The organism is Ruegeria sp. HKCCD4884 (assembly GCF_013110855.1).
Classification (GTDB): domain Bacteria; phylum Pseudomonadota; class Alphaproteobacteria; order Rhodobacterales; family Rhodobacteraceae; genus Ruegeria.
The window spans coordinates 150,372-173,273 of sequence record NZ_WVRJ01000004.1 but is presented as its reverse complement, the minus strand read 5'-3'; the positions used below and the strand labels follow the sequence as shown (position 1 = coordinate 173,273).

Sequence of the window (22,902 nt, the reverse complement as noted above, 5' to 3'; positions counted from 1 at the left end):
GTTACTGCTGCATGCGTCACCATAGGATTTAGCCATGGCCACTGCCACATCCAAGTCGTACTTCTGGAAAGGTTTTCGGGACGGGACGCCCTTTGTCTTTGTCGCCGTCCCGTTTGGTCTGTTGTTCGGCGTTTTCGCGACCGAAGCCGGGTTGGATATTGTTCAAACCATCGCCTTTTCGGCGACCGTTTTTGCCGGAGCCGCCCAGTTCACGGCGCTGCAACTTTTACAGGATCAAACTCCAACAATAATCGTGTTGATCTCGGCGCTGGCCGTGAACCTGAGGGTCGCGATGTATTCCGCGTCGCTCACGCCCTATCTGGGTGCAGCCCCGCTGTGGCAGCGCGCCTGTGCCGCCTATCTGATCGTTGATCAGTCTTATGCCTGTTCGATTGTGCGGTTCGAGAAAGAGCCTGACCTGACAATCCCCCAGCGCATGACATATTTTTTCGGCTCGGTTACACCGATCACGCCGCTTTGGATCTTGGCAACCATTATCGGCGCTGTCCTTGGCGCGCAAATCCCGGAAAGCTGGGCGCTGGATTTTGCTCTTCCGATTACTTTTCTGGCCATGGTCGGGCCGATGATGCGCACCCTGGCACATGTGATCGCGGCATTGGTCGCCATAGTTGTCGCGCTGCTGACAGTGGGTGTGCCGTACAATCTGGGTCTGTTGATCGCCGGGATGGCCGGGATGATGGCCGGTGCACAAGCCGAACTGATGCTGGAACGGAGGTCGCCGTCATGACCCAGATCGACCCGACCACCATGTGGATCATTATTGTGGGCCTGGCGGTGGGCAGTTACGCACTGCGCTTTACCTTTATCGGGCTTGTGGGCGATCGCCCTATGCCCCCCTGGCTGCTGCGCCACCTGCGCTATACGGCCGTCGCCATTCTTCCCGCACTGATAGCGCCTCTGGTCGTTTGGCCCTCGGCCACCGAAGGGCAACCGGACCTGCCCCGCATGTCAGCGGCAGCCGTTGCATTGGTTGTGGGGGTGATCAGCAAAAACGTTCTGGCGGCCATCTTTTCGGGGGCCGCCACGCTGTATGGATTGCTGTATCTACTGACTTGAATCCGCGTCTATCTGATTGAGAAGCGCATTGTTCGCAGCCAACCCTTTTTGCAGATCGGCATCGTCATTTTCACGGTACTCTTGCGTTACGACACCTGGAATTTGACCGAACTGATCCGACAGTTTCACAGGGTAGAAGGTGACTTCGATCTGTTCGAACCCCGGCACCTGCTTCAACAACTGCGCGGTTGAATTGGTACAAAACGCCCCGGCAACCGGGCCGGATTGTTTGGCCAGTTGCAGGGCAATTTCAGCCTGCTGCGGGGTCACCTGAATTGTCTGAATGCGGGCATAGTGCGTCTCGCGGGCGTGTGAGCTGCGATAAGCTCGCTCGACCGCCGGGGTAATGCCATAAAGAACGTCGTCCTTTATCGGAACCACGTCTGCACGAAACGAACCGGCTGGATCAAAGATCACCCGTTCGCTGCCCGAAATCATCAAGGATGTATGCGCACCCGAACCAGTGCGCGTGTTGATCATCGTGTACAGTGTCAGCGTCGATGGACCCTGCGCGCTGTAGGATCGCGCAACAATTTCTGCCCTATCCGCTTGCGGGCGATTCGAGCTTGCGCAGCCAGCCACAGTTGCTGCCAACAGGCAGGCAATCAAAATCCTGAGCAACGTTGCCCCCGAAATGCTTAGGAGGCGAAAACCGCCAGGAACAGACACAGGAAAGCAATCGCAACCACACACCATGTGGTGGCCTTGATGAAACCGTTGAAAGTTTTGGTTTGGACGGTGATGTCCATTTCGCCGTGCTTGTGTTCAGCCATGAGTCTCAGAATCCCAGTTCGCGTGTTTGATCTGTTGGATAATAGAAAACCAAACGCCTGTCACCACGTCATTCGCGCGCAGGGTATGCTTACCTGAGGATCGAACACCCCGGATACCCAAACCCCCACCGCCACGGCAGGCCACTGCATGGCCCACCGCCAAATCGCACGGCACCATACATCGCATCCGCTGTAATCGCGTGCACGTCGCGAATCTGCTTGGGCGTCATTTCGTAACGTTCGGCATAATCTTCAGCATAGCGATTTCCGTGTTCCACCACACAAGCATGCAAGGCATCATCCGCTGCAAGACGCGCATCATAGCTTTCCTCTGCCGTCACCGCGCCGCCCGCGTTGTGGTAGGCTTGGTCATGGGTCACGCAACAATATTCCCATGGCGGGTGCTCTTCATACAGCTCGCCGACTTGGGGGAACTGCTTGGCGACCCAGCGCCAACTGGCCGACAGTCCGCCCGAACAGCCGTCGGTTTCAAACGCGGTCAACTCGGCGCTTAGGCTTTGGTCCACAAGGGCATGGTGCGACGGCAACTCAAAACTGCGCATCAGATCCTGAGACAAGGCAGGCAGCGGCAGCAATGATACGAACAGTGTTAAATTAAGGGCTTTCATCACGCATTGCCTCGGTATCGACCTGCAATCCAAACGTTGTTGCCAGCCACAGCAACAACCGCTCACCTGGCCCCATTTCAGCTCGCACGCGCAAGACCTCGTTGGCCATTGCAGGGCGGTCGGTGATTAACCCGTCCACACCCATTGAGGCCATTTTGGACATCTGCAACGGATCATTCACCGTCCAGACATAGATATCCTTGCCAGCGTCCTGCACCTTTCGGATCAGCCCCGGTGTCACCATCCCTGCATTGACTGCGACGAATTCGCCTTCCAGGCCCGACAGGTCCCCAACGGCAGTGGCCGCCAACACGCCGGACCGCCAGTCAGGGCGCAGCTTCTTCATCTTTTGCACCGCCGGATACTTCAGCGACATGGTGGCAATGTCGTCCTGCATCCCCAGCTCTTCCACCAGATTGATCACCCGGTTTTCGAGATCGACATCGTGACCATAGTATTTCAGCTCAATCAGGACCTTGGACTTGCCCTTGGCCGCTTCCAAAACCTCGCGCAGGGTCGGCGTGCGTTCCGAGGCATATTCCGGCCCGAACCAGCTGCCAATATCGATGTCGGCCACGTCCTCCATAGTGGCGTCCCAGACCTTCAGGTTGACGCCTGCCAGCTTCATGAAATCGCTGTCATGGGCCACGATGACCACATCATCGGCCGTTTCCTGCACGTCAATCTCGACCCAATCCGCGCCATCCTCGATCGCCTTCAACACCGCAGCCATGGTGTTTTCAGGCCGTATAGCCGCTGCACCCCGGTGGCCGATCACCTCGGCGTGATCCGGAGCCTGCACACGTTCCAGCAGGCCCTGCCCGAACCAAAGGCCAATACCCAATGCGGCCAGCGCAGCTGCGACGGTTACAAATACGGGCGCGCGGATTTTCCTGGGTTCAGGGTGAGCAACTTCCTTGGCCTCTGAATCAAAAAACCCGTCCAGCAAAACAGCAAGTGCGCCCAACGCCGTCGCCGCCAGAACCAACCCCGCCAAAGACCAAAGCCCTGCGATGATGAGACTAAAGATCAGCGCAAGCCTTAGGCTGCCGCCTTCCTGTATCGGCACCAGCGCAAACAAAAGGCTGGCCACCCCTGCGATCAAAGCCGCAATGACAAGCCGCGTCGCCAGCCACAGGGCAAGTTCGATCTTTAATCGCCCACGCTGGCCTTCCATCCTCTGCTCGCTTTGCGAGAAAGCCACTCGAGGTGACGCATCTTCAAACAGCACCAGATGCAGGGCCAGTGCCCAACCGGATAGACGTCGGATCAAAACCCAAGCCAGCGCCAGAACCACCAATCCAATCAGGACCACCGCCACCTGAAAGGCGGGCGGATGGAAAGTCAGGTAGTAGTTGATGTCATATTCCGTCAGCGTCCACCACGCGATCAGCCCCGCGGCGGCCACAAATGGCAGGGCAAGCAACAGCACGCGCAAAATAAACCGAACCGCAAACCCAAACAGCGCCGGAAAGCGGGACAGGTTCAGCGCCAGCGCCGCGCTGCCCGCGCGCCAAGGGTCGCTTTCGCCCATGCGCAAAGACCCGGCCATAACCGAGAACACAAAGACTTCGGCCAGCAAAAACAGGCTGAGAACCGCGATACCCGCGATAAACCCTGCCGGAGACAACAGGAACATTGCAATGTCCTGATCCGTCAGCGCCGTCTGATCCGACAGCGAAACCGCCAAGTTGACCGCCACCGCGACACCTGGCGCGATGAGCGCCACCAGCAGCAGACGCACAGCAATATAGATCGGGACAAAGACCATACGCCGGGCCCAGGCCCCGGCATAGGCATGTGAAACGGCTTGAAAAAATCTGCTCACGCGGCGGCCTCCGAAATGATGCACTCATTCAAAGGCGCGCAAGCGTGAATTGCAAGTCAGCTGTCTTCCAGATCAGCAGCCAGACGGAAACCGATGCGGTTTGCGGGCTTATCTTCGACCGATTTGGGCAACGCACGCAGCATTACGTTCAACTGGCTGACGTGCTGCACCAATTGCGTGCGAGCCCCTGCCCCGTCCGAGCCATAGAACGTGATCATATCGGGGTCGAAATATCCCATACCTTCGATCCGCATCACACCAGCATCCCCACCGGTAAAGCCCATTGCGACCTCGTGGTCGCCATCCAGTGTTTTTTCAAAGTTCTGGATATACATGATCAGTCGTTCATAAGCCCATTGCGCGGGGCTTTTGTTTTCCACCGGCTTGTTCAAAGGCTCAGGAAGGGTTTTAGTGCCGGACTCGGCTTTTGGATCGGCGTGAACCTCATGGCAGCGCGGCAAGGCGGCGGCTTCGGCGGCCTCGGCCGAGGTTTCAATCTGGTCCTGCATTCTTTTCTACCCTTTGCGCTGATACAGCCAAGCCCCGTCCGCACGCTGCGTTCGGGTCACAGCGTCAATGTGGTAGAGATGATTCATATGTGCAACCGCCTCGACCAGCGCGAGCCCATATTCACCTTCGCGGATTGTGCGTTTGAATAGCGGCAGAAAACAATCGGCGGCGGATTTCGGTTCGTCCAGATGGTCCAGCAAACGCTCCAACGCACTGTGGTGGTTATCGATCAGCTGTTTCATGCGCAAAGGCAGCCCGGTAAAGGGCAGTTTGTGCCCTCCCAGAACAAGATGATCAGGTTGGGCCAGTGCTTGAAGTCGCTCGCACGCTTCCATCCAGGCCGAAACCGGGTCGGCCATGGGCTCGGTTGCATAGACACCCAGATTGGGGCTGATCGAGCTGAGTATCTGATCGCCACTAAGAACCAGATTGTCATCGCGGCTCCAGAACGTGGCGTGTTCCGGGGCGTGGCCGTTGCCCATATGCACATCCCAGTCGCGCCCGCCCATGCGGAACACGTCACCCTGCTGTATGCGCGTAAAGCCCAGCGGCATGGGATAGACCGTGTCGGCAAAATTGAATGGACGATCCCGCATTCTTGCGTTCAGCACTTCGGGTGACATGCCAGCACTACGATAGAAATCAAGCGTCTCCTGCGGCCATGTCTCTTGCACATCCAGCGTCAGCATCCGCGCAAACAACCATGAAGTTCTGCTGGTCACCAGCTCAGCCCCGTGTTCCGACTGAAACCACCCGGCGTTGCCCACGTGATCTGGGTGATGATGCGTGACAACCACGCGTTTTATCGGTTTGCCCACCAAAGGGCCGTCCATCAAGGTTTGCCAGATGCGCCGTGTCTTGTTCGAGGACAGGCCGGTGTCAATTACCGTCCAGCCATCACCATCGTCCAGAGCAAAGATATTGACGTGATCCAGAGCCATTGGCAGCGGCAGGCGCATCCAAAGAACCCCGTCGGCAATCTGGATAGCCTCGCCTGGTGCGGGCGGTTCGGCCCACGGATATCTGATTCCCAATACGCGATCCCCGTCCATCAGGCTGCCAACTCGTCCACGCTCAGCGCAAAAAGATCATCCGCCCCACCCTGAGCACGGGCCAAAAGACCAGAATGTTCGGGAAGCAAAGCGTTGATATAGTATCGCGCCAACTTGGCCCGAGGTCCATCAGGGTCAGCCAGAGCTGCAGTCAGGTGGTAATGCCCGCCCAGCACGCGGGCAAAAGCCTGCAAATACGCCGCCGCACCTGCAAAGCGGTCGTTCATATTGTCCTGCGCCACAAGCCATTCGGTCGCCTCGCGCAGTGTTTCAGTGGCCTCCCAGACCGGACCCGCCAAATCGGGCATAGTGGCGCGGGCGCGCTCGGCCTGATCCTCAATCTCGTCCAGAAGGTTCGACGCTGCCTCGCCCCCATCTATCATCTTGCGTGCGACAAGATCCATCGCCTGAATTCCGTTTGTACCTTCGTAAATCGCAGTCACCCGGACATCGCGATAGAACTGCGCGGCCCCGGTTTCTTCGATATACCCCATGCCGCCATGCACCTGAACACCGGTTTCGGCCACGCGTATGCCTGTTTGCGTTCCAAACGCTTTGCCAATCGGCGTCAACAGGGCCGCGCGTGCAACCCAGTCTGCGTCTCCGGTGGCCTCGGCCATGTCTATCGCGGCAGCATTGGACACCAAAATGGCACGCGCCGCGAAAACATCAGCCCGCATGTCCATCAGCATTCGACGCACATCCGCATGGTCGATGATTGCACCTGACGGCGTTTTGCCCTGCTTGCGATCCTGCGCATAAGCCAGCGCATGTTGATAAGCGCCTTCCGCAACGCCGACGCCCTGTCCGCCCACGCCCAGACGCGCGTTGTTCATCATGGTGAACATTGCGGCCATGCCACCATGCTCTTGTCCAACAAGCCAGCCTTTGGCTCCATCATACTGCATCACACAGGTGGGTGAGCCGTGCAGGCCCATTTTGTGTTCCAGAGATACCACATGCAGGTCATTGGCTACGCCAGGGTTCCCGTTCGCATCCGGCAGATGCTTTGGCACCAAGAACAGGGATATTCCTTTTGTGCCGGGCACACCATCCGGCAAACGGGCCAGCACCAGGTGGCAGACATTTCCGGCAAAGTCGTTGTCGCCCCACGAGATGTAAATCTTTTGCCCTGTGATCGCATACGTCCCATCACTGTTCGGCTCAGCCTTGGTGGTCAATGCGCCCACATCCGAACCAGCCTGTGGTTCGGTCAGGTTCATTGTTCCCGACCACTCACCCGACATCAATTTGGGCAAATAAAGGGCCTTGAGGTCTTCACTGGCGTGATGTTCCAACGCCTCGATCTGGCCCTGGCTCATCAACGGCGCGACCTGCAAGGACAGGCACGCTGCGCTCATCATTTCGTTTACGGCTGTTGCGATGGTTATCGGCAAGCCCATTCCACCGTGTTCGGGATCACCGCTCATTCCAATCCACCCCCCCTCGGCGATCGCCTTCCAGCCCGTTGCAAATCCCTCGGGGCTTTTGACCACGCCGTTTTCAAGACGCGCAGGGTCCAGATCACCGGTGCGCTGCAACGGGGCCATAACCTCTTCACACATCTTTCCGGCTTCGGTCAGGATTGCGTTCACGACATCGATGCTGGCCTCGGCGAACTTTTCGGTCGCAGCGATCTGGTCGAACCCGACCACACGGTGCAGCAGAAACTGATAGTCTGAGATTGGGGCGCGATAGGGCATGACAACTCTCGAACGTCTAGAGGATCAGAATACGTCGACGGGCTTGGAATCAGGGACAAGCGCCGGTAAGCGTATGGGTCTTGATCGATTACCTACTGTTCCTCATGTTTCAGGCAACCAAAACGCGGCGTCACCAGATATGATCTCATCCGGCACTCAGGAACTGACGGCTGATCCCGACGGCATCGCGCGGGCGGCAGATTTGTTGCGTCAGGGCCTTCTTGTCGCCCTGCCCACCGAAACGGTTTATGGGCTAGGCGGAGACGCCCGAAACGGAGAGGCCGTCGCGTCGATTTACGAAGCCAAGGGGCGGCCCAGCTTCAACCCGCTGATCGCCCATGTCGCCTCGGCCAGCGCGGCGCAAAGGTTTGTGCAATGGTCCGATCAGGCCGAACAACTGGCGCGCGCCTTCTGGCCCGGTCCGCTTACTCTGGTTTTACCGCTGCGCGACGGGCACGGAATATCCTCGCTTGTGACGGCCGGTTTGGACACGATGGCGGTTCGGGTGCCTGCGCATCCCACCGCGCGCGCCTTGTTGACAGCATTCGACGGGCCGATTGCGGCACCTTCGGCAAACCCGTCAGGGCAGATCAGCCCCACAACAGCAGATCACGTGTGGTCGGGTCTGGGCGGCAGGATCGCCGCAATTCTGGACGCCGGGCCGTGCGGCGTTGGCGTGGAATCCACAATCGTCGGCCTGGCCGGACAGCCCACATTACTACGACCCGGCGGCGTCGCGCTGGAACAGATCGAACAGGAACTGGGGGTACATCTGCACCTGCATCAATCCGGTGATCTGCTCACCGCTCCGGGACAGTTGCAATCACATTACGCGCCGGACGCGCCAGTCCGCCTGAATGCGGGATCGCGCCAGGGGGATGAGGTCTTGCTGGGCTTTGGCCCGGTGGATTGTGATTTGAACCTGTCCGTGGACGGCAACCTGACTGAGGCCGCCGCAAACCTTTTTGCCTGCTTGCATGAATTGAACAAGACAGGCAGACCAATCGCCGTTTCTCTGATCCCTGATACTGGATTGGGCACAGCTATCAACGACAGGCTGCGACGCGCGGCAGCGCCACGCGACTGCTGATCAGGCGCGGCCGGCGCTGGCGGACAACGTCAAAGGATCCACGCCCAAGGTTGCCAGCGCAGCCTCCCATTTTTCATCATCCGGCACGTCGAAGACCAGCTTGGAAGCTGCATCAGTGGTCAGCCAGCCATTCATCGCGATTTCATCTTCAAGCTGACCTGGACCCCAGCCGGAATAACCCAGTGCCAACATCGAATTCAGCGGCCCCACGCCAGAGGCAAGGTCTTCCAGCACATCCAGCGTCGCGGTCATGCTGAACTCTTCCGAGATCTGCATCGAATGCAAGTTTGCTTCATAGTCCGCGCTGTGCAGAACAAAGCCGCGCGACATCTCGACAGGGCCGCCAAAATGAACCAGCCGTTCGCCAACAACCGGAATACGGCACGCAATGTTCAATTGGCCCAGCAAGGTCTTGATGCGCAGGTCCGAGGGTTTGTTGATGATCAGCCCCATGGCGCCGTCATCGCCGTGGCTGCACATGTAAACCACCGAATGTTCGAATCGCGGGTCGCCCATACCGGGCATCGCAATCAACAGTTTTCCGGTCAGATCCATGGGACGTCATCTCTTTCTCGACTCTGTCAACAATGGCCCCGCCACCCCTGTGTTTGCAAGAGAACAACGGGTAATTCGACAGATTTCATTGCAGTGACCGGATCGTGACTTGGAATCCGGCCCCAGCCCGCGCATGTATGAGGGATGAAGATGTCGATCAAATCCACAGCCGCCGTTGCGTTTGCTTGCCTGACCCTGTCCTCTGCTGCCACCGCACAGAGTTTGGACGGTGTGGTGCAACTGGATGTTCTGGACGGCGGTCGAACCGCAAACGGCACGTATCTGAGCGCCCTGAGGCTAACCCTCAAAGACGGCTGGAAAACCTATTGGCGCGCGCCCGGTGATGCTGGCATCCCGCCCCAGTTCGACTGGAAACGCTCAAGCAACGTTGGGCATGTGGACATCACCTGGCCCGCGCCCGAGATTTTTGACCAGAATGGCTTGCAGTCGATCGGCTATGAAAACCAGCTGATCCTGCCGATTGAAATTACACCGCGAAACCCTGCCAAACCCGTACGCCTACAAGGTGAGATGGATCTGGGCGTTTGCAAGGATGTGTGTATCCCGGAACGTTTGGGCTTTGACCACACACTGGACTCAGAAGCAGGCCGCAACCCGGCCATTGCGGCGGCTCTGGCGCAACGTCCCTACTCGGCGCAGGAAGCCCGTGTCAGCAAGGCCACGTGTAATCTCACGCCAACTCAAGACGGAATTCAAATCGAAGCTCGGGTGACGATGCCGTCTGCGGGGGGCCGCGAAGTCGCAGTGATCGAGCCGGGAAACCCGGTTCTCTGGGCATCGCAACCGGTCTCGCAACGCGAGGGCGGTACGCTGGTGGCGCAGGCTGAAATCATCAACGCGTCTGGTGCACCTTTCGCGCTGGACCGGTCTGAAATCCGGATCACCGTTCTGGGCACCAATCACGCGGTCGACATTCTGGGCTGCAGCGCGGGCTGACCTTGTGATCCAAACTCCAAAAATCGGCGCTTTGGCGGTTGTTCTGCATCAGGATCAGGTGCTTCTGGTACAGCGCAGCAAACAGCCGGATGCCGGGTTGTGGGGCTTTCCGGGCGGGCATGTGGAATGGGGCGAGACCGTTCTGCAAGCAGCACAGCGCGAGCTGCGCGAGGAAACATCGGTGATTGCAGAGCCGTCACACTATCTCAAGAATCTGGATCTTCTGCGGCACGACCCCAATGGGCAAGTTCTGTCCCACTACCTTCTGGTCGGTGTCGCCTGCACGTATCTCTCTGGCGCGCCCGAAGCTGGCGACGACGCACTGGATGCACGTTGGTTTCCGATCGAACAGATACGCGAAGGCGACCTGCCGATGAGCGCGCGGGTTGCCGATCTGATGGAATTCGCTCTGCGTGACGGTTAGGTTCCCGCTGAACGGGTGAACCGACCATAGAACAACGCAGACAGTACCATGCTCAGCACCAGAATAGGCAGGGCTCCGGCAAGGAACGCGCCCAGCCCCATCTGTAAAACCGGGATACCGTCTGCGTCAGCATAAAGGCCCTGGAAAATACCTATCGGCGCACCGGTAACTGTTGGCCAGATCATCGTCAGAACAAACCAAACCGCCAAAGCGGCTCCTGTCGCCATCAAAGCGCCCCGAACCACCCGGTCGGGTGCGCGTAACGCGCGGCGCATGGCGGTCATCGGGCGCGCAACATCGTTGAGGATCGCCAGCAGGGCAGGCACGAGGATCAGAACCAGAAGCATTCCAAACCCAAGCCCATAGACCAAGGTGATCACGGTCGGCTTCAGGAATTGTGCCTGTTGCGAGCCCTCATAAAGCAGCGGTGCAAGCCCAAGAACCGTTGTCAGTGTGGTCAGCATAACGGGCCTCAGCCTGTCGGCTGTGCCTTCGACAATTGACGGCACCAGACCGCGATCCTGCTGATACCCATCTATCGTGGTCACAAGCACAATCGAGTCGTTGATAATGATCCCGGTCATTCCCAGCAATCCGACCACCGTGAACATACTGAGCGGAACATCCCAGATGTAATGCCCCCAGATCGCACCGACGAGGCCAAAGGGGATAATCGCCATAACCACCAACGGCCTCGACCAGCTTGCAAACACCCAGGCCAGCACAAGGTAGATCCCGGTCAGACACAGGATCAACCCGGTGCGCGCTTCGGCAAGGAATTCGTTCTCCTGCTCGCTCAGACCCGACATACGCCATTCGACCTGACGTTCTGCGGCGATGTTTGGTAGTATCTCATCCTGCATCATGCGTTCTATTTCAGCCGCACGCGCCGGGTCGTCCTCGGAAATATCTCCCGTAACCGAAACGACCCGAATGCCGTTTTCGCGCCGCACAATCGAAAAACTTGAATTTCGCTCAACGGAAACGATGTCGGCCAGCGGCACATAAACCCCATCCGGTGAACGCATCAGAGTACGTTCAAGGAAATCTGCCGTCAGCTCGCCCTCGGGCAATTCAACCCGAATTTCGGTGCTGCGCGGGCCATCGGGGAATGTGGCGGCCTCGACCCCAGTCAGGCGGTTGCGCAATGCGCTGCCCAGTGTTTCGATCCTAAAGCCCAGGGCCTGCCCCTGTGCCGTCAGGTCCAGAAGGAACTCTTCCTTGTCATAGGCCAGAGTGTCTTCCAGCGCCGAAACCTCGGAGAACTTCGACAATGCGGTCTTCAGATCTTCTGACGCCGCCTTCAGGACATTCACATCCGATCCATAAAATTGCACATCAATGGCATCGCCGCCGGGGCCGGACCTCCAGCCCCGGAAAGTCAACACTTCGACATTCGGGTGCCGTGGCACGAAGTCCTGCAATTCGCCCACAAATTCAAAACTGGAGTAGGGCCGCAGGTCTGCATCAATCAATTCGATCGAAATGCCACCCAGCACGCTGCCGTCTTTTCCGTCTGCCGCCGCAAGACCACGGCCAGCGGTGCCCCCGACCTCGGCCAGAACAAATTCAATCGGATTCTGGCCATAGCGCTCTTCATAAATCTGGCCCAGCTCGTCGGTGGCGTCCTGCAGAATGCGCATCATTTCCAGCGTATCCGACCGGGTCGAGCCTTCGCGCATGATGAACCCGCCACTGACTGAGCTACGTTCAGGCGCGTTGAAGAAACGCCAGTTCACATCGCCACGGATGAACAGGGCAACCTGACTGGCCAAAATCGCGATCATCAAAGCCACAACAACGTATCGCGCCCAGATTACCCAGGCGATCAACGGACGGAACAGGTGGTCCCGCACCCAGCGGAAGCCCCGGTTCACAACACGGTTCGGTAGATCGTACCAGTGTTCCTTGGCGGAATGCGCAATCGCGTGCGCCATATGGTTGGGCAGAATAAGAAAGCATTCAATCAGCGACGCGATCAGAACCGCAATCACCGTGAACGGAATATCGCGGATCAGCTCTCCGAACCGACCACCCACCAGAGTCAGACCAAAGAACGCAATCACTGTCGTGACGGTCGCTGCCAGAACAGGCATCGCCATGCGCCGGGCTGCGCGTTCAGCGGCCACCACAGGCGGCTCGCCCAGACGACGGGCCCGGAAATCGGCGTGTTCGCCCACCACAATGGCGTCATCCACCACGATACCAAGGGTAATGATCAGGCCAAACAATGACACCATGTTCAGCGACAACCCGCCAAGATACATCAGCGCAATGGCAGCCGACATGGCCACCGGGATACCCGCTGCAACCCAGAAAGCGATGCGTGCATTCAGGAACAGGAACAACAGGCAAACCACAAGGCCCAAACCCATCAGCCCATTGTCGACAAGGATGTTCAGCCGGTCGGTGATGGCCTGAGCACGGGTGCGGATCAACTCGATCTTTACGCCTTCGGGCACACTGGCCTGCATCTCGCGGGCGACATCTTCAACCGTGTGCTGGATTTCGATGGCATCGCCCTGGTTTGACCGGTCAACCCGGATCGACATGGCAGGGTGATCACCGACAAAATAGCTGCGGTCGCGCGTTACCCCCTCGACCCTAACGCGAGCTATGTCGCCAACCCGCAGCTTCGACCCATCGTCATTGGTCCGCAGTGCAATGGCTTCGATCTGCTCAGGTTTTCGCTTTTCGGTCCCAGCCCGAATGCGCGCACCCGCGCGTTCCACTTCCCCTGCAGGGTCCGTATTAACTTCGGCCCCGATGGCCGAGGCGATTTCGGCCATTGTGATGTCATTTGCAATCAACTGCGCCGTTGTCACCTCGACAATAATCTGCGGTGCAGCAATACCTCGGATGCTGGTGCGGGTGACACCGGCCGCGAACAGGCGGTTGATCAGCTCATCGGTCAGTTTGGCAAGTTGCGTCGTGTCAGTTGGGCCACTGATGATCAGATCCGTCACCCTGTCACGCCAGACACCACGCTGGATTTTAGGTTCTTCGGCGTCTTCAGGCAGGTCCGAGACGCCGTCCACCGCAGTTCTGACATCTTCGACCGCGCGGGATACATCCCAGTTTGGTTCAAACTCAAGTCTGATCCGCGTCCAACCGGGGTAAGAGTTGGCCTCCGTACTTGTTACGCCTTCCACTGCCAAAAGCGCAGGTTCCAGAAGCTGGACAATCCCCGCATCCATATCTTCGGGTCCACCATCCTCCCACGAGACGGTGACATCGACGCGTTCCAAGACCACGTCGGGAAAGAACTGCGCCCGCATGTTGGGAATGGCCGCCGCACCCAGAACCAGCATGACCAGCAACAGAAGATTGGCAACGGTCCGATGGCGGGTGAAGTAACTGAGAATGCCGCCCGCTGCCCCGGGTATCTCGCGCATCATGGCGCTCAGCCTCCGGCCTTGGTTTCAAGACGACGTATCAGAGCGGCCGGCACGCGCGCTTCCTGCAATTGGCCCAGAAGCTGCGATTTCTCGTCCTGCGGCATTGTCTCGCTGGCCTCGATTTGCGCCACAAGCGCGGCCCGTTTCGAAGGGCTTAACTCAACCATGTCCGGGTCTGCACCGGCCTCAACACGCAACGGTCGCACCCGCACGCCGGAGCCCAGCAGAGGCGTGCGTCCAATGACAACTTCGCGCCCCTCAAGCCCATCGCCGCGCAGCAGGACTTCATCCGCTTGCCTGCGGACCAACTGCACCGGCAGGCTTTCCAACCGGTCATCCGCGCCCAAGACCAGAACCGTGCCCGACGCATCCAGCGCTGACGACGGCAGACGATAGACATTTGAAACCGGCTGCTCTTGGACCGAAACAGTAACAAAGTCGCCAGGCTTGAAACCCGACGCCTCTTGCAGACGGGCATAGATCAAGCGCCCGGTCTGGCCTTCTCCGGCGGAACCGCTGTCGCGACTGACCTGACCCGCAGCAGTCAGATCAGCGCCGGTGACTTCCAGCGACACTGTAACAGGGGCGTTGATCAGTCTGTCGTTTTCATCCAACAGACGAACGTATTGTGCCGTCGACACCCGGAACGCCACTTCTAGGGCGTTGGGATCAACCAGTTCTGCCAGCTTTTCATTGGCCGACACCAGCCGTCCTTCTACCAGTGTCACGTCGGTCAGTGTGCCGCCAAAGCCCGCCCGAATGGTCATGTCTTCCAGGTCGCGCTCTGCCGCTTCCAACGCGATCACCGCGCGGGCTTGCAAAGTCGTAGCCTGATCAACACGGGATTCTGCCTGCGCCAGCGCGATGCGGCGGGCCAGAACCGCCTGCTGCGCTGAAGTCGCTGCCAGCTCAGCCTCTTCCACACTCGCTGCGGCACCGACACCGCGGGATTGCAGGTCGCGTTGACGTTGCAACGCCCGTTCACGCAGGTCCGCCTGCGCCTCGGCTGACTTCAACTCGTCCTGCGCCAGTAGCAACGAGCGTTCGGCATCGCGTTCTTCAAACTGAGCATCCAAAAGATCGGATTTGGCCCGATCCAGTGCTGATTGCGCATCCGCCGGGTCAAGTTCAACCAGAACCTCGCCCGCCGAAACCGAACCGCCATCCTCAAAATCTTCGGCCAGCGCAACTACGCGTCCGCCCAGCGCCGCACGCAATTCCAACCTGCGACGGCTTTGGACTTCTCCGAAAGCTTCAAGATAGGGGGTGACGGTTTCCGCCTCGGCTCGAAGAACCGACACCGCAAAAACCCTTTCGCGCGCGGGCGGTGCGGCGTCGTCACGTGTCAGAACATCCTGCACCGCGCCTACAATGATCTGCGCGGCAACAAACAGCAAAGCCAGCGTCAGAAACGCCAGAAAAATACCGACAAGACTTTGCCGCAAAAATCGCATCAGTCAGTTACCCCGGTTGCACCACGCTGCCGTCCCCAACATGTAGCTGGATCACGAATTATGCCAAGCCACAAAGCGGTTACACGGATTTGAACGTATGACCAGTCTACTTCCGTCGCAGGTGTTCGTCCAATCTGGGCATTATTTCCACAAAATTGCAGGGGCGATGCCGATAATCGAACTGTTTTTCGAGTATCCCGTCCCACGCATCCTTGCAGGCCCCGGGGCTGCCGGGCAGTGCGAACAGATACGTGCCACCGGCAACCCCACCCGTTGCACGGGACTGCACCGCCGAGGTGCCAATTTTCTCCATCGAGATAATGGTGAACACGGTGCCGAACGCGTCGATCTCTTTCTCATAGACGTCACGATGCGCTTCGACGGTCACGTCGCGCCCGGTCAAACCGGTGCCGCCGGTCGAGATCACGACGTCAATCTGATCGTCCGCCACCCAGGCACGCAGTTGATCGGCAATCTGATCACGTTCGTCCCTAATAATCTTGCGATCAGCCACCATGTGGCCCGCTTTTTCGATCTGGTCCACCAGAGTCTGACCCGAGCGATCTTCGTCCATCGACCGTGTATCCGACACGGTCAGGACAGCAATTTTGACCGGGATGAACTCTTTGTTGTCGTCAATGCGTGACATCTTGCGTCAGGCCCTTTCCATAATGGCAAGCCGGATGGCAAGCGCGGCAAAAATACCACCTGTAGTCCAGCCAATAATGCGAGAGGCGCGTGGGTTGCCGACCAGCACCCGACCTGCGCCGCCCGCGAATATGCCCACCAGCCCGTTCACCACAAACCCTCCGACCGCCATGATCACACCAAAGGTCAGAAACTGAAGCAGAACAGAGCCCGTGGCGGGGTTCACAAACTGCGGGATGAAGGCCAGCACAAACAGGATGACCTTGGGGTTGGTCAAGTTGACCAGCATCCCATCCCGAAATGCCAGATGCGTTGGACGGACCGGCGCGTCTTCGGTGATTGCGCCGTTACGGATCGCGCCCCAGGCCAGACAGAGCAGATATGTCACGCCCATCCAACGGATCACGTCGAACAGCCACGGCATCGCCGCGACCGCAGCGCCCAGACCAAGACCAGCAAACAGGACATGAACCATGGACCCTACAGACACCCCGGCACTTGCCGAGACTGAAGGCCATGCGCCCGACCGAAGACCCTGGCCGAAGCAGAACATCATATCGGCACCGGGCGTCAGGTTCAGTGCCAAGGCGGCTGGAATAAAAACCAGTAAAGTCTGAAGTTCGATCACACAGACACCTCAAACCAATTCGGCTTTGGACCCAGATTGGCCAATTGCGTTCGGCCCAGCGTTCCGCGATAGCCCCAACTTTCGTGTACATGTCCAAAGACCGTATAATCTGGCTGAAGCCGCTCTATGGCGTCGCGCACTGCCGTCGACCCAACCGACAGACCTTGCGACGTCTGATCCCCATAGCCTTTGGGCGGAGAATGCACGATCAGGACATCAGCCGCATCGCACCGGTCGAGCATCTCGGTCGCAGCACCTTCAGTCAGGTCGCAGGACCAGTCGCCAAACGGCGTGGGCGGCACGCCATAACCAAGACCAAACAGGCGAAGCCCGTCGAGTGTCATACCGGACCCGTGCAAAACATGAACACCTTCCGGCGCGGCATCGCCCAGTTCTTCTGCGCTTTCTGCATTTCCTGGAATCAACACCAGCGGGGCAGAAATGCCCGCAAGCATTTGCATCGCCTCATCCAGACCCTGACGCATGTTGCAATAATCACCCACGCCAATGACCAAATCCGCGTCAACACTCGCCGCTACCAGATCCGCGGCGCGATTGCGCGCCATATGCAAATCGGAAAAGGCCAGAACCTTCATGTTGCGCCTCGCAGCCGCGCTTTCAATTCCAGCAGATCAGCCCAAGCCTGCCGTTTCATCTGCGGCTGACGCAACAGGTAGGCCGGGTGGAACATCGGGATCACCGGCAAATCTATCGCCTGATCCCAATTGCCGCGCAAACGAGTGATACCCCGTTTTCCCAGCACTGCCTGACAGCTGATATTGCCCATCACCACCAGAACTTCGGGCTTGGCCAACGCAACGTGACGCTCAAGGAAAGGCTTCATCATCCCGATTTCTTCGGGCTTGGGATCGCGGTTCTGCGGAGGCCGCCATGGCAGTACGTTGGTGATATACACGTTTTCGCGGCGATCCAGATCGATTGCCGCCAGCATCCGGTCCAGCAACTGACCGGCGCGACCGACAAAGGGCTTGCCTTCACGGTCTTCATCGCGGCCGGGGGCTTCGCCGATGATCATCACCTTTGCGCCGGGGGTGCCGTCGGCAAAAACCAACTGTCGTGCCCCGCGCTTTAGCTCGCAATGATCAAAAGCCTCCATCACTGTCCGCAACTGATCCAGAGACCCTGCCCCCTGCGCTGCAGCCTGCGCTACGGCAACCGGGTCAGCCAGTTTAGGTTTCGTCTGAGGAGCGGAGGCCGCTTCTGCCTTCTTGGGCTTGGGCGACGTATCCGGCAACGCATACCGATCAACCGGCACATCCCCGATTGCCTCGGTCGCGCCCAGTTCGATCTGCCATTCCAGCAGCGCCCGTGCAGAGTAATAGTCCAAGCCCGATTCCATACGGATAATTTACCTGCCTAAACGCTGAGGGAAAGCGAATAGGGCTTGATCGGTCGCTCTGTCGCGCCGACCATCAGGGCGCGATGCTCAGAATTCTGCGATTCCTCCTGCTTGGTCTTGTGCTGGCCCTTACCGGCGATCCGGCTTTGGCGACGTTTCACGACACACATGGGCAGTGCCGTGCGGGTCAGTTCAAATGTGGCAGCACCTGCTGTTCGGGCGGGCAAAGATGCAGCTTTGATGGCCACTGCATTCCGCTGGGCGGCACCTATTGTGGTGGCGGTCGCACCTGCGGCCCGTTCGAACGTTGCGTGGCCGGTGGAACCAGATGTGCACCCGCGGGCCTGAACAAATGCACGTCTCGCCTGGATTGCCCGGGCGACAGTTTTTGCAACGGGCGTGGCGAATGCGAACGGATCACACCCGACCTGGACACAACGCCGCCCACCACGTGCGACGACGGGCGCACCTGCGCGCGTGGCTCCTCCTGCCTGCCCGGCGGGGGCTGTTCCCGCCCTGGGTGGTTCTTGTGCGAAGAAACCGGTTCGCAATGCCGCCCTGGCTTCAAATGCTCGGCCCATCAGGGCTGCGTGCCGATCAAGGCCATCGACTGCGGTTATGGCAAATGGTGCAAGCCGGGTGAACAATGCCTGCCCGAGGGCGGCTGCGAAAAACTGCCAGAGGGTACCGAACCTTAGGTTGCCTTGCGCCGCCCAGCTTTCTATAAGCGGCCCGATTGTCAGACAGGAGCCCGCCCATGCGTTTCGCCCATCGTCACCTTCTTGGCATCGAGCATCTGTCGCAATCCGATATCACCGAAATTCTGGATCTGGCCGAGACCTATGTCGACATGAACCGCCAGTCGACCAAGCATTCGGACGTTCTGTCGGGGCTGACCCAGATCAATATGTTCTTTGAAAACTCGACCCGCACACAAGCCAGTTTCGAACTGGCGGGCAAGCGTCTGGGTGCAGATGTGATGAACATGGCAATGCAGGCCAGTTCGATCAAAAAAGGTGAAACCCTGATCGATACGGCGATGACATTGAACGCAATGCACCCGGATCTGCTGGTGGTCCGGCATCCGCATTCCGGCGCGGTCGACTTGCTGGCGCAAAAGGTCAATTGCGCCGTTCTGAACGCGGGCGACGGCAAACACGAACACCCTACGCAGGCCCTGTTGGACGCGTTGACGATCCGACGCGCCAAGGGCCGCCTGCACCGGCTGAACATCGCGATTTGCGGCGACGTGGCCCATTCCCGCGTCGCGCGATCAAACCTGATCCTGCTGGGTAAAATGGAAAACCGTATTCGCCTGATCGGCCCGCCGACACTGGTGCCCAGCCAGTTTGCCGAGTTCGGGGCCGAGATCTACGACGACATGAACGAGGGTCTGAAGGACGTCGATGTCGTCATGATGCTGCGCCTTCAGAAAGAGCGGATGGATGGTGGGTTCATCCCCTCGGAACGCGAGTACTATCACCGCTATGGGCTGGATGCCGCAAAGCTGGCGCAAGCCAAGCCTGATGCCATTGTCATGCATCCCGGCCCGATGAACCGCGGGGTTGAGATCGACGGCACGCTGGCCGATGACATCAACCGGTCCGTCATTCAGGAACAGGTGGAAATGGGCGTCGCCGTCCGCATGGCCGCGATGGATCTGTTGGCCCGCAACCTGCGCGAGGCCGCATGAGCGATCTGACCGTCGCCCCCCACGAACGCGGCGTCTTGCGCCTGTTCACGCTGGACATGCGCCCGGAAGAGGCGAAGTTTCTGCGCGAACCGGGTGCTGCCGATCAGGTGCTTGGGGTGGACGGGTTGGATCCTGAGCAGATCGATATCTTTCCAGTGTCCGATCTCGAAGACCTCGGGCTGTATGGCTATCTGACCGAAGGTTGCGGCGTGTCCTCAGATCAGTTGGATCAGGACGCTCTGGCCGCGATAGACGGCTGGGTTATGGTCTTGCGCAGCGCTGCGTTCCAAGGACGCCCGGCGACGTTGAAACCTGATCCGCGCTTGCGCCTGATCGGTCTGTTCACGGAAGAGGCCACAAACTGGACCGGTGGGGTCATTGAAACCGAAAGCGCCAAGCCTTTTTCGGCACCGCAAGCCGCTCCAACGGATAACCACCCCCACCGCGTCGGGTCAGCTGTTATGGCACTGGCCGCGCTTTTGGTCATCGGAGGCGTCATATGGCTGATCCTGTGATCTTCGCCCCGGACAAAGGGGCCTATATCCGCACCAACGCCTGGTTGGCCGCTGTCGCGATGGGTGGCGCCATGGTCGTTCTGTGGCTGATTGGAAATCCGTACATCTGGACCGGAGCTCCCGCAGGTCTGGCCGCCATTGGCATCCGCGCCTGGTATCTGGCCTCGGAAGAGTTGGTCGCCAATTGGGAAATGTCGGACACCACCCTAACCGGCCCTGGCCCGCGCAAGGTGCCTTTGAGCCAGATCCAAACGGTCAACACCATGGGCAGCTTTGTTCAGATCGTCACCAAGAGTGCTGACAAGCACCTGATCAAGTATCAAGCCGACCCTGCCGCAACCAAAGCCGCCATCGAAAGGGCCATGCCATGAGCACCGTTCTCTTCACCAACGCCCGCCTGATCGACCCGGAGGCCGGGACGGATACAATCGGCTGGCTACAGGTGGCCGATGACCGGATCGTTGACCGAGGGGAAGGAAACGCGCCGGGTTCTGACGGGCAGATCATCGATTGCAACGGAAAGTGCCTTGCCCCCGGTATCGTCGATATCGGCGTCAAAGTGTGTGAACCGGGCGAGCGGCACAAGGAAAGCTACAAGTCTGCAGGTCTGGCCGCCGCTGCCGGTGGTGTGACCACCATCGTCACCCGTCCCGATACGCTGCCAGCAGTGGATACGCCTGAGACGTTGGAATTCGCGACCCGGCGCGCGCAGGCGGATGCGCCTGTCAACGTGCTGCCGATGGCTGCGCTGACCAAAGGGCGCGAAGGGCGTGAGATGACCGAGATCGGGTTTTTGCAGGACGCAGGCGCTGTGGCCTTTACCGATTGCGATCATGTCATCACCAATACCAAGGTGTTTTCCCGCGCGCTGACCTACGCAAAATCCTGTGACGCGTTGGTGATCGCCCACCCTCAGGAACCCGGTCTCAGCGCCGGGGCGGCGGCGACCAGCGGCAAGTTCGCAGCGTTGCGCGGCCTGCCTGCCGTATCGCCGATGGCGGAACGCATGGGTCTGGATCGTGATATTGCCCTGCTTGAGATGACCGAAGCGACCTACCACGCCGATCAGATCACCACCGCCCGCGCCCTGCCCGCGCTGGAACGGGCCAAGCGCAATGGGCTGGACATCACTGCCGGCACATCGATCCACCATCTGACCCTGAATGAGTTGGACGTGGCCGACTATCGCACCTTCTTTAAGGTCAAACCGCCGCTGCGGTCCGAGGATGACCGGCAAGCGGTGATCGAGGCTGTGCGGACAGGGCTGATCGACACCATCAGTTCGATGCACACACCGCAAGATGAAGAAAGCAAGCGCCTGCCGTTTGAAGAGGCTGCCTCGGGTGCGGTCGCTTTGGAAACGCTGCTGCCTGCAGCACTCCGCCTGTATCACGCAGATCAACTGGACCTGCCGACCCTTTTTAGGGCCATGGCGCTCAACCCTGCAAAACGGTTGGGACTGAAGAGCGGTCGATTGGCCGAAGACGCCCCGGCTGATCTGGTTCTCTTCGACCCGGATGTGCCCTTTTTGCTTGATCGGTTTGCCTTAAAATCCAAATCGCAAAACACGCCATTTGACGGCCAGCGGATGCAAGGTAAGGTCTTAGCAACTTATGTTGCAGGCCAAGAAGTGTTCCGGAGACCTTAATGCCCATTATCGGAAATTCGGCAGAGGATTTGTTCTTGTGGGCTTTGATTGGATACCTGTTGGGATCCATCCCCTTTGGGTTGATCCTGGCCAAGGTCATGGGGCTGGGCAACCTGCGCGAAATAGGGTCGGGCAATATCGGGGCCACAAACGTTCTGCGCACTGGAAACAAGGCCGCTGCAGCCCTGACGTTGCTGTTTGACGCCGCCAAAGGGGCTGTGGCCGTTCTTGTTGCGCGCGCTTATGCGGGCGAAGATGCCGCCCAAATCGCAGCGCTTATGGCATTTGTGGGCCATTGCTTCCCGATTTGGCTTGGCTTCCAAGGCGGGAAAGGCGTGGCAACCTTTCTGGGGCTGTGGCTGGCGCTGGACTGGCGCGTCGGTGTGGCCTGCTGCCTGAGCTGGCTGGTCGCGGCCGCAATCTGGCGGATTTCGTCGGTCGGCGCACTGGCTGCGGCGGCACTGTCGACAACCTGGGTATTGGTTCTCACAAACGGATCCACCTTTATTCTGGGGATCATCCTGACTCTTATGATCTATTGGCGTCATGGCTCGAATGTGGCGCGGATCAAGGCCGGGACTGAACCGAAAATCGGGAAGCCGTGACGGTACCCGACGCGTTCTTGTCAGCGTTTCTGGCGCTGCCGGAGGGCAGCTTTACCGGCACTTCGAATGGGCGCAGCTATGTTGTCGTGCGGCAGCGGATGGCTGGTGGCAAGTCGCACAAACTGGTCGCCCATGAGCGGGGCGGCGCGGACTATATCAGCCTGAACCTGTACCAGACGCGAGACAGCGGGGCGTTGCTGCGGCCCTGTGAAATGCCCGCCAGCAAAGTCATCACTTTCGTACTGGGCCTTGTGCCTGACTAAATCAGCTAAGCTCTGCATTTTTGAACACGACATCTTTGCTGCTGCACAATCACAATTCATTGCTTTGAACGTGATCACCCCGCTTCCCAGAT

26 protein-coding genes are annotated in these 22,902 nt (G+C 59.0%); 12 read left to right on the top strand and 14 right to left on the bottom strand.

Annotated elements, in window-relative coordinates; translation table 11 throughout:
* Positions 1-34 precede the first annotated feature (34 nt).
* Positions 35-748 (top strand): AzlC family ABC transporter permease, encoded by a 714-nt coding sequence (locus GS636_RS07885; RefSeq protein WP_171669070.1) that lies wholly within the window; start codon positions 35-37, stop codon positions 746-748.
* Positions 745-1,077 carry an AzlD domain-containing protein gene (locus GS636_RS07880; protein WP_171183899.1) on the top strand — a complete coding sequence of 111 codons (333 nt, stop codon included), beginning with the start codon at positions 745-747 and terminating at the stop codon, positions 1,075-1,077. The genes GS636_RS07885 and GS636_RS07880 overlap by 4 nt, the downstream gene beginning before the upstream one ends.
* Here the strand turns inward: GS636_RS07880 and GS636_RS07875 are convergent.
* The 7 genes from GS636_RS07875 to GS636_RS07845 all read right to left on the bottom strand — a co-directional run bounded on the left by GS636_RS07875 (position 1,066) and on the right by GS636_RS07845 (position 7,572).
* Entirely contained in the window at positions 1,066-1,698 is a 633-nt protein-coding gene (locus GS636_RS07875; protein WP_171669069.1) for a hypothetical protein, read from the bottom strand. The two genes, GS636_RS07880 and GS636_RS07875, sit on opposite strands and share 12 nt — an antisense overlap.
* 17 nt (positions 1,699-1,715) lie before the next feature.
* A complete protein-coding gene (locus GS636_RS07870; protein WP_050604020.1) occupies positions 1,716-1,850 on the bottom strand; it encodes an aa3-type cytochrome c oxidase subunit IV in 135 nt (44 codons plus the stop codon).
* A gap of 89 nt (positions 1,851-1,939) precedes the next feature.
* A complete protein-coding gene (locus tag GS636_RS07865) occupies positions 1,940-2,479 on the bottom strand; it encodes a hypothetical protein (RefSeq protein ID WP_171669068.1) in 540 nt (179 codons plus the stop codon).
* Positions 2,466-4,307 carry a glycerophosphodiester phosphodiesterase family protein gene (locus tag GS636_RS07860; RefSeq protein ID WP_371808708.1) on the bottom strand — a complete coding sequence of 614 codons (1,842 nt, stop codon included), beginning with the start codon at positions 4,305-4,307 and terminating at the stop codon, positions 2,466-2,468. The genes GS636_RS07865 and GS636_RS07860 overlap by 14 nt, the downstream gene beginning before the upstream one ends.
* Before the next feature lie 56 nt (positions 4,308-4,363).
* A complete protein-coding gene (locus GS636_RS07855) occupies positions 4,364-4,816 on the bottom strand; it encodes a DUF6173 family protein (RefSeq protein WP_171093764.1) in 453 nt (150 codons plus the stop codon).
* A gap of 6 nt (positions 4,817-4,822) precedes the next feature.
* Positions 4,823-5,869 (bottom strand): MBL fold metallo-hydrolase, encoded by a 1,047-nt coding sequence (locus tag GS636_RS07850; RefSeq protein ID WP_171669067.1) that lies wholly within the window; start codon positions 5,867-5,869, stop codon positions 4,823-4,825.
* Complete coding sequence (locus tag GS636_RS07845) at positions 5,869-7,572, bottom strand: acyl-CoA dehydrogenase (RefSeq protein ID WP_171669066.1); 1,704 nt, start codon at positions 7,570-7,572, stop codon at positions 5,869-5,871. The genes GS636_RS07850 and GS636_RS07845 overlap by 1 nt, the downstream gene beginning before the upstream one ends.
* Before the next feature lie 139 nt (positions 7,573-7,711).
* Between GS636_RS07845 and GS636_RS07840 the strand changes: the two genes are divergently transcribed.
* A complete protein-coding gene (locus tag GS636_RS07840; RefSeq protein ID WP_171669186.1) occupies positions 7,712-8,662 on the top strand; it encodes an L-threonylcarbamoyladenylate synthase in 951 nt (316 codons plus the stop codon).
* Here the strand turns inward: GS636_RS07840 and GS636_RS07835 are convergent, their stop codons facing one another.
* The gene (locus tag GS636_RS07835; RefSeq protein WP_171669065.1) at positions 8,663-9,217 is read right to left on the bottom strand and encodes a YqgE/AlgH family protein; all 555 of its coding nucleotides are present in this window, start codon (positions 9,215-9,217) and stop codon (positions 8,663-8,665) included.
* A 150-nt stretch (positions 9,218-9,367) separates the two neighbouring features.
* Between GS636_RS07835 and GS636_RS07830 the strand changes: the two genes are divergently transcribed.
* Together GS636_RS07830 and GS636_RS07825 are read left to right on the top strand one after the other, a co-directional pair.
* On the top strand, positions 9,368-10,174 hold the full coding sequence (locus GS636_RS07830) for a protein-disulfide reductase DsbD domain-containing protein (RefSeq protein ID WP_371808707.1): 807 nt from the start codon (positions 9,368-9,370) through the stop codon (positions 10,172-10,174).
* Between the two features lie 4 nt (positions 10,175-10,178).
* Positions 10,179-10,598 carry an NUDIX domain-containing protein gene (locus tag GS636_RS07825; protein WP_171669063.1) on the top strand — a complete coding sequence of 140 codons (420 nt, stop codon included), beginning with the start codon at positions 10,179-10,181 and terminating at the stop codon, positions 10,596-10,598.
* On the opposite strand, the gene GS636_RS07820 is transcribed toward GS636_RS07825, so the two are convergent.
* The 6 genes from GS636_RS07820 to GS636_RS07795 all read right to left on the bottom strand — a co-directional run bounded on the left by GS636_RS07820 (position 10,595) and on the right by GS636_RS07795 (position 18,086).
* A complete protein-coding gene (locus GS636_RS07820; RefSeq protein WP_171669062.1) occupies positions 10,595-13,996 on the bottom strand; it encodes an efflux RND transporter permease subunit in 3,402 nt (1,133 codons plus the stop codon). The two genes, GS636_RS07825 and GS636_RS07820, sit on opposite strands and share 4 nt — an antisense overlap.
* A gap of 5 nt (positions 13,997-14,001) precedes the next feature.
* Positions 14,002-15,450 carry an efflux RND transporter periplasmic adaptor subunit gene (locus tag GS636_RS07815; protein ID WP_171183883.1) on the bottom strand — a complete coding sequence of 483 codons (1,449 nt, stop codon included), beginning with the start codon at positions 15,448-15,450 and terminating at the stop codon, positions 14,002-14,004.
* Positions 15,451-15,556: 106 nt separating this feature from the next.
* Positions 15,557-16,099 (bottom strand): molybdenum cofactor biosynthesis protein B, encoded by a 543-nt coding sequence (moaB, locus tag GS636_RS07810; protein WP_171669061.1) that lies wholly within the window; start codon positions 16,097-16,099, stop codon positions 15,557-15,559.
* Between the two features lie 6 nt (positions 16,100-16,105).
* Entirely contained in the window at positions 16,106-16,726 is a 621-nt protein-coding gene (locus tag GS636_RS07805) for a LysE family transporter (protein WP_171669060.1), read from the bottom strand.
* A complete protein-coding gene (locus tag GS636_RS07800; RefSeq protein WP_171669059.1) occupies positions 16,723-17,322 on the bottom strand; it encodes a metallophosphoesterase in 600 nt (199 codons plus the stop codon). The genes GS636_RS07805 and GS636_RS07800 overlap by 4 nt, the downstream gene beginning before the upstream one ends.
* Entirely contained in the window at positions 17,319-18,086 is a 768-nt protein-coding gene (locus GS636_RS07795) for a uracil-DNA glycosylase family protein (RefSeq protein WP_171669058.1), read from the bottom strand. Before GS636_RS07795 ends, GS636_RS07800 begins: the two co-directional genes overlap by 4 nt.
* An 83-nt stretch (positions 18,087-18,169) precedes the next feature.
* Between GS636_RS07795 and GS636_RS07790 the strand changes: the two genes are divergently transcribed.
* Genes GS636_RS07790 through GS636_RS07760 form a run of 7 tightly spaced genes read left to right on the top strand, consistent with a single transcriptional unit; the run spans position 18,170 to position 22,810 of the window.
* The gene (locus GS636_RS07790; RefSeq protein ID WP_171669057.1) at positions 18,170-18,784 is read left to right on the top strand and encodes a scavenger receptor class F, member 2; all 615 of its coding nucleotides are present in this window, start codon (positions 18,170-18,172) and stop codon (positions 18,782-18,784) included.
* Positions 18,785-18,843: 59 nt separating this feature from the next.
* The gene (locus GS636_RS07785) at positions 18,844-19,779 is read left to right on the top strand and encodes an aspartate carbamoyltransferase catalytic subunit (RefSeq protein ID WP_171093790.1); all 936 of its coding nucleotides are present in this window, start codon (positions 18,844-18,846) and stop codon (positions 19,777-19,779) included.
* Positions 19,776-20,294, top strand: a complete 519-nt coding sequence (locus GS636_RS07780; protein WP_171669056.1) for a hypothetical protein — start codon at positions 19,776-19,778, stop codon at positions 20,292-20,294. The genes GS636_RS07785 and GS636_RS07780 overlap by 4 nt, the downstream gene beginning before the upstream one ends.
* Positions 20,279-20,665 carry a hypothetical protein gene (locus GS636_RS07775; protein WP_171669055.1) on the top strand — a complete coding sequence of 129 codons (387 nt, stop codon included), beginning with the start codon at positions 20,279-20,281 and terminating at the stop codon, positions 20,663-20,665. Before GS636_RS07780 ends, GS636_RS07775 begins: the two co-directional genes overlap by 16 nt.
* Positions 20,662-21,942: a dihydroorotase gene (gene pyrC / locus GS636_RS07770; RefSeq protein ID WP_171093796.1), complete on the top strand. Its 1,281-nt coding sequence runs from the start codon at positions 20,662-20,664 to the stop codon at positions 21,940-21,942. Before GS636_RS07775 ends, pyrC begins: the two co-directional genes overlap by 4 nt.
* The gene (plsY, locus tag GS636_RS07765) at positions 21,942-22,547 is read left to right on the top strand and encodes a glycerol-3-phosphate 1-O-acyltransferase PlsY (RefSeq protein WP_171093798.1); all 606 of its coding nucleotides are present in this window, start codon (positions 21,942-21,944) and stop codon (positions 22,545-22,547) included. The genes pyrC and plsY overlap by 1 nt, the downstream gene beginning before the upstream one ends.
* Positions 22,544-22,810 carry a hypothetical protein gene (locus GS636_RS07760; RefSeq protein ID WP_171669054.1) on the top strand — a complete coding sequence of 89 codons (267 nt, stop codon included), beginning with the start codon at positions 22,544-22,546 and terminating at the stop codon, positions 22,808-22,810. Before plsY ends, GS636_RS07760 begins: the two co-directional genes overlap by 4 nt.
* Positions 22,811-22,902: the final 92 nt, after the last annotated feature.

Excerpts from the sequence above, each read along its gene's own strand:
- GS636_RS07885 (WP_171669070.1), top strand. The coding sequence starts at position 35 with ATGGCCACTGCCACATCCAAGTCGTACTTCTGGAAAGGTTTTCGGGAC.
- GS636_RS07880 (WP_171183899.1), top strand. The coding sequence starts at position 745 with ATGACCCAGATCGACCCGACCACCATGTGGATCATTATTGTGGGCCTG.
- GS636_RS07870 (WP_050604020.1), bottom strand. The coding sequence starts at position 1,850 with ATGGCTGAACACAAGCACGGCGAAATGGACATCACCGTCCAAACCAAA.
- GS636_RS07865 (WP_171669068.1), bottom strand. The coding sequence starts at position 2,479 with ATGAAAGCCCTTAATTTAACACTGTTCGTATCATTGCTGCCGCTGCCT.
- GS636_RS07855 (WP_171093764.1), bottom strand. The coding sequence starts at position 4,816 with ATGCAGGACCAGATTGAAACCTCGGCCGAGGCCGCCGAAGCCGCCGCC.
- GS636_RS07850 (WP_171669067.1), bottom strand. The coding sequence starts at position 5,869 with ATGGACGGGGATCGCGTATTGGGAATCAGATATCCGTGGGCCGAACCG.
- GS636_RS07845 (WP_171669066.1), bottom strand. The coding sequence starts at position 7,572 with ATGCCCTATCGCGCCCCAATCTCAGACTATCAGTTTCTGCTGCACCGT.
- GS636_RS07840 (WP_171669186.1), top strand. The coding sequence starts at position 7,712 with ATGATCTCATCCGGCACTCAGGAACTGACGGCTGATCCCGACGGCATC.
- GS636_RS07835 (WP_171669065.1), bottom strand. The coding sequence starts at position 9,217 with ATGGATCTGACCGGAAAACTGTTGATTGCGATGCCCGGTATGGGCGAC.
- GS636_RS07830 (WP_371808707.1), top strand. The coding sequence starts at position 9,368 with ATGTCGATCAAATCCACAGCCGCCGTTGCGTTTGCTTGCCTGACCCTG.
- GS636_RS07820 (WP_171669062.1), bottom strand. The coding sequence starts at position 13,996 with ATGATGCGCGAGATACCCGGGGCAGCGGGCGGCATTCTCAGTTACTTC.
- GS636_RS07815 (WP_171183883.1), bottom strand. The coding sequence starts at position 15,450 with ATGCGATTTTTGCGGCAAAGTCTTGTCGGTATTTTTCTGGCGTTTCTG.
- moaB (WP_171669061.1), bottom strand. The coding sequence starts at position 16,099 with ATGTCACGCATTGACGACAACAAAGAGTTCATCCCGGTCAAAATTGCT.
- GS636_RS07800 (WP_171669059.1), bottom strand. The coding sequence starts at position 17,322 with ATGAAGGTTCTGGCCTTTTCCGATTTGCATATGGCGCGCAATCGCGCC.
- GS636_RS07795 (WP_171669058.1), bottom strand. The coding sequence starts at position 18,086 with ATGGAATCGGGCTTGGACTATTACTCTGCACGGGCGCTGCTGGAATGG.
- GS636_RS07790 (WP_171669057.1), top strand. The coding sequence starts at position 18,170 with ATGCTCAGAATTCTGCGATTCCTCCTGCTTGGTCTTGTGCTGGCCCTT.
- GS636_RS07785 (WP_171093790.1), top strand. The coding sequence starts at position 18,844 with ATGCGTTTCGCCCATCGTCACCTTCTTGGCATCGAGCATCTGTCGCAA.
- GS636_RS07780 (WP_171669056.1), top strand. The coding sequence starts at position 19,776 with ATGAGCGATCTGACCGTCGCCCCCCACGAACGCGGCGTCTTGCGCCTG.
- GS636_RS07775 (WP_171669055.1), top strand. The coding sequence starts at position 20,279 with ATGGCTGATCCTGTGATCTTCGCCCCGGACAAAGGGGCCTATATCCGC.
- pyrC (WP_171093796.1), top strand. The coding sequence starts at position 20,662 with ATGAGCACCGTTCTCTTCACCAACGCCCGCCTGATCGACCCGGAGGCC.
- plsY (WP_171093798.1), top strand. The coding sequence starts at position 21,942 with ATGCCCATTATCGGAAATTCGGCAGAGGATTTGTTCTTGTGGGCTTTG.